Annotated in this window: 4 protein-coding genes; 1 reads left to right on the top strand and 3 read right to left on the bottom strand. The window is 40.7% G+C overall.

Annotation, left to right across the window (positions count from 1 at the left end):
* Window positions 1-94 precede the first annotated feature (94 nt).
* The 3 genes from V7137_RS26770 to V7137_RS26760 all read right to left on the bottom strand — a co-directional run bounded on the left by V7137_RS26770 (window position 95) and on the right by V7137_RS26760 (window position 2,750).
* Window positions 95-547 (bottom strand): tripartite tricarboxylate transporter TctB family protein, encoded by a 453-nt coding sequence (locus tag V7137_RS26770; RefSeq protein ID WP_335700890.1) that lies wholly within the window; start codon window positions 545-547, stop codon window positions 95-97.
* A gap of 71 nt (window positions 548-618) precedes the next feature.
* Window positions 619-1,647, bottom strand: coding sequence for a Bug family tripartite tricarboxylate transporter substrate binding protein (locus V7137_RS26765; RefSeq protein ID WP_335700889.1), 1,029 nt, complete (start codon window positions 1,645-1,647; stop codon window positions 619-621).
* Window positions 1,648-1,835: 188 nt separating this feature from the next.
* A complete protein-coding gene (locus V7137_RS26760; RefSeq protein ID WP_335700888.1) occupies window positions 1,836-2,750 on the bottom strand; it encodes an alpha/beta hydrolase in 915 nt (304 codons plus the stop codon).
* Between the two features lie 182 nt (window positions 2,751-2,932).
* Between V7137_RS26760 and V7137_RS26755 the strand changes: the two genes are divergently transcribed.
* The coding region (locus tag V7137_RS26755; RefSeq protein ID WP_335700887.1) for an ectonucleotide pyrophosphatase/phosphodiesterase at window positions 2,933-3,796 on the top strand (864 nt) is incomplete at its 3' end.

Raw genomic sequence — 3,796 nt, 5'->3', positions numbered from 1 at the left:
CCGAACCAAATCCATCTAACAAATAATCAAGAGTATTCATAAGTATCCCCCTTTCATCCCTAAAAATATGGTGCCTGACACCGTAATCTAATCACTAAAACCAAATCGGCCACCCAGGAAGTGTTCCTTTTAATACTTCGACAAAGATGATATAGACAATTCCAGAGAAACATCCCGATATTATGAGCGAAGTAAGCCATTTTCCTCGTTCCATTGTTTGAAAACAGATGAATAGGAAGAGAAATGTTGTGATTACATAACCAACCGATTCTAGCGTTAAAATATACACTAATGTGGCTGCCAAGATGATCAAAAAAGGCTTATACTGCAAGTTTTCCTTTTCCTTTTCCTGCTTTTTTCCACTAAAGGTTTCATAAAATAAGCGAATACTTAAGATTACCAGTAAGATCCCAAGAAAAAATGGAAATATATCCGGACCAACCACACTTCCATAAGAAGAGCTGGCAATACTTCTGCTTCCGATCATAAATAGGACTCCAACCGCGAGAAAAAGTATAGCTGCTATGCGATCAAATTTAATGTCCACCCGCAATCCCCCCAATCCGTTCAATATAATAAAAATTAAAGGGAAGGAGAAAGTGTTCCTTCCCTCTTTGATTACTTCTGCATTCCCAATGCTTCTAATAATTGTTGTACCTGTGATTCTTGATCATCTAAGAACTTTATAAAATCTGCACTGTTTTTATACTCTAATTCCCAGCCCTGCGTCTCGACTTCCTTTTTCCATTCTGCAGATTGAACTAACTTATCAATGGTTTTTTCCCAATAAGTTTTTGCTTCTTTAGACATTTTTTCCGGTCCAAAAACCCCGCGCCAAATCGTAAATTCTGCGTCAACACCTTGTTCCTTCGCTGTGGGAACATCTTTAAAATCACCAGATAAACGTTCGGATGAGGTAATGGCCAGCACTCGAACCTTACCTGCTTTAAGGAATTCTTTTACACTCGATGCATCCGTTCCAATCACATCTGCATTTCCTCCTAGTAATGCGGTAATCGCTTCTCCACCGCCATCATAGGAAACATATTTAATTTTGGCAGGGTCAACCCCGTATTTATAGGCTGGCAGAATGGAAACTAAATGGTCCATTGAGCCCGGCGCGGAGCCTCCTGCAAACGTCAATTTACTAGGATCCTTCTTTACCTCTTCCAAAACCGATTTTAGATCTTTAAATTTGGAATCGGCTTTGACAACTATCGCTCCATAGTCTTTTGTTAGTTGTGCTAATGGTGTTGTGTTCTTATAACCGTATGGGCTATTTCCTTCTTTTTTTAAATTGTTGATAATAATCGGCGGCGAATTGACAAACAGCATATCACTATTTTCAACTTGCTGGGTTGCATATTCAGCCATAAAAACAGCACCACCACCGCCTGGCTTATTTTCAACTGTTAATGGTTGGTTAACTAGTTTTGTTTCACCTAGAACTTTTGTGAACGAACGTGCAGTTAAATCCCAGCCGCCACCTGCTCCAGACGGTGCAACCACGCTAATTGCTTTTGTTGGATAACCCGTTCCTCCCTCTTTCTTACCTGTACTTGCGGTTTCTTTACTGCTGCATGCCCCCAAACTTAAGGCCAAGGCACCTGCACACATAACTGCTGAAATTCTTTTAATAGAAAACATTTTATTTCCCCCTTTGTAAACGTTTTCTTAATTTTACAAAAATTCCGCAGGTTTCATAGATTATTCATTTAAACAGCATTAAAAACTTAACCACCATTTTGTTCATAAAGTTCATGGAATTAATATTGGATTAGCAAAACGTGAAAGAACTCCTACAATTCAATGCAGGAGTTCTTGATCCTCATTCATTATTTGAAGACTTTCTTTATAAAGTCCCCTATTTCACTAATAGCCTTCTTCGCCTCAGGTAATCGATCCCCGCTGATCTGCCAAACATGCCACATTTTGTCCCATACTTTAAAGGTGACTTCCACACCTGTCTGTCGTGCTTTTTTCGTGAGTAACTCTGCATCACTTTGCAATATTTCATGATTCCCAGCTTGGATAAATAAGGGCGGGAATCCAGTAAGGTCGGCAAAGACAGGTGAAATAAGCGGATGATCCAGGGGGGTCTCATGCCCCGAATACATTAGTGCGGCATCTCTAACTCCTTGGACCGTTAAATAGGGATCAACCTTTTTGTTTTTCCGATAACTTTCTCCGCTGCTTGTTAAGTCGACCCATGGTGATAAACAAACAATCGCCCTCGGCAGCGGTTCATTTTGATCTCTTAAGACTAAGGTGGCTGCCACACTTAAGCCTCCTCCTGCTGAATCACCTGCAAAAATAATATTGGAGGGGTCATACCCTTGACGCAACAGCCAGCGGTACACGGTGACGGCATCTTCAATGGCAGCAGGAAAAGGATGTTCCGGTGCGAGACGATATTCTGGAAAAAGAACCTTCACACCAGCCGCTTTACCAATACTAGCTGCAAGTGGCCGATGGGTATTAGCTGAGCAAAATGCATACCCACCGCCATGTAAATAAAGTATGACTTTGTCTGCTGAACTGTTATCGGAAGAAAGCCACTCTGCATACAATCCTTCAATCTCTAGCTGCTGAACCCTGCAGCTGTTCGGTAGTTTTGCTAGCTTTCTAGCGACTGTGTCTAGTATTTGCCTTTTTTCATCCATACCCCTATCTGAAATTCCCTTCCTCAACGCACGTTCGACCGAAAGTTTAATCCCTTTCTCAAACAAATAACTTCGGAAACTTGGCATCTCCCAACCCCCTGTTAATCCAAAATTTGCTAATATCATTATACTAGAAAAACCTTTTAAAAAAATAGAAATGATTCTAGTGTTTCGAAATTATTGTAAAATTTCGTACCTATTCTTCCATTTCCGCCTGCCTGTAGTACAATGGTAGTAACTGGCAGACTTTTACGGAGGTTTTTCTTTTTATGAGTCGATTGACAGAACATTTAATTATCATTTCATTTGATTGCCTTTCAGCTTTAGATTTTCCACTTTTAAAAGAACTCCCACACTTTCAAACCATCTTAAAAAATGGGGCCTATGTCAAACAGGTTACATCCATATATCCATCGGTCACCTACCCTTGTCATGCGACAATTGTGACTGGGAATTATCCGAATCGTCATGGTGTGATTAATAATACTCTTTTACAACCTGGGAGAATTTCTCCGGATTGGAATTGGTTCCGGGATTGTATTCGAGGGACCACGTTATATGACGAAGTGAAAAAAGCCAATATGACTACTGCCGCCCTCTTGTGGCCCGTAACTGCGAAAGCCAATATTGACTACAATATGCCGGAGATTTTTGCGAATCGCCCCTGGCATAATCAAATTCTTGTTTCGCTGTTGAGCGGCAGTCTCCGCTTTCAATGGGACGTTAATCGGAAATATGGCCATCTCCGTAAAGGCCTAAATCAACCGGAATTAGATGACTTTGTCTTAGCGTCAACGGTCGACACGATTATAACGAAGAAACCAAATTTATTAATGGTACACTTCACTGATTTAGATACACAGCGCCATTATCATGGGTTTTCCTCCGAGGAAGCTATCGCAGCGATATACCGTCATCATAACAGGCTTGGCAGTATTATCAATGCGTTAAAGGAATCTGGGATTTATGAGAATTCCACGGTAGTGGTATTAGGTGACCATAGTGCATTGGATGAAAATAAGGCAATAAATCTTAATGTTCTTTTCCATGAGCAAGGTCTGATCACCTCTAACGGAAAAGGGAAAATAATTAATTGGAGGGCCTATTGTAAAAGTTGTGATGGCTCTGCATAT

The organism is Neobacillus drentensis, from assembly GCF_036962765.1.
GTDB classification, from domain to species: domain Bacteria; phylum Bacillota; class Bacilli; order Bacillales; family Cytobacillaceae; genus Neobacillus; species Neobacillus drentensis_C.
The sequence above is the reverse complement of the archived record's forward strand: the minus strand, read 5'-3'. Positions and strand labels throughout refer to the sequence as shown.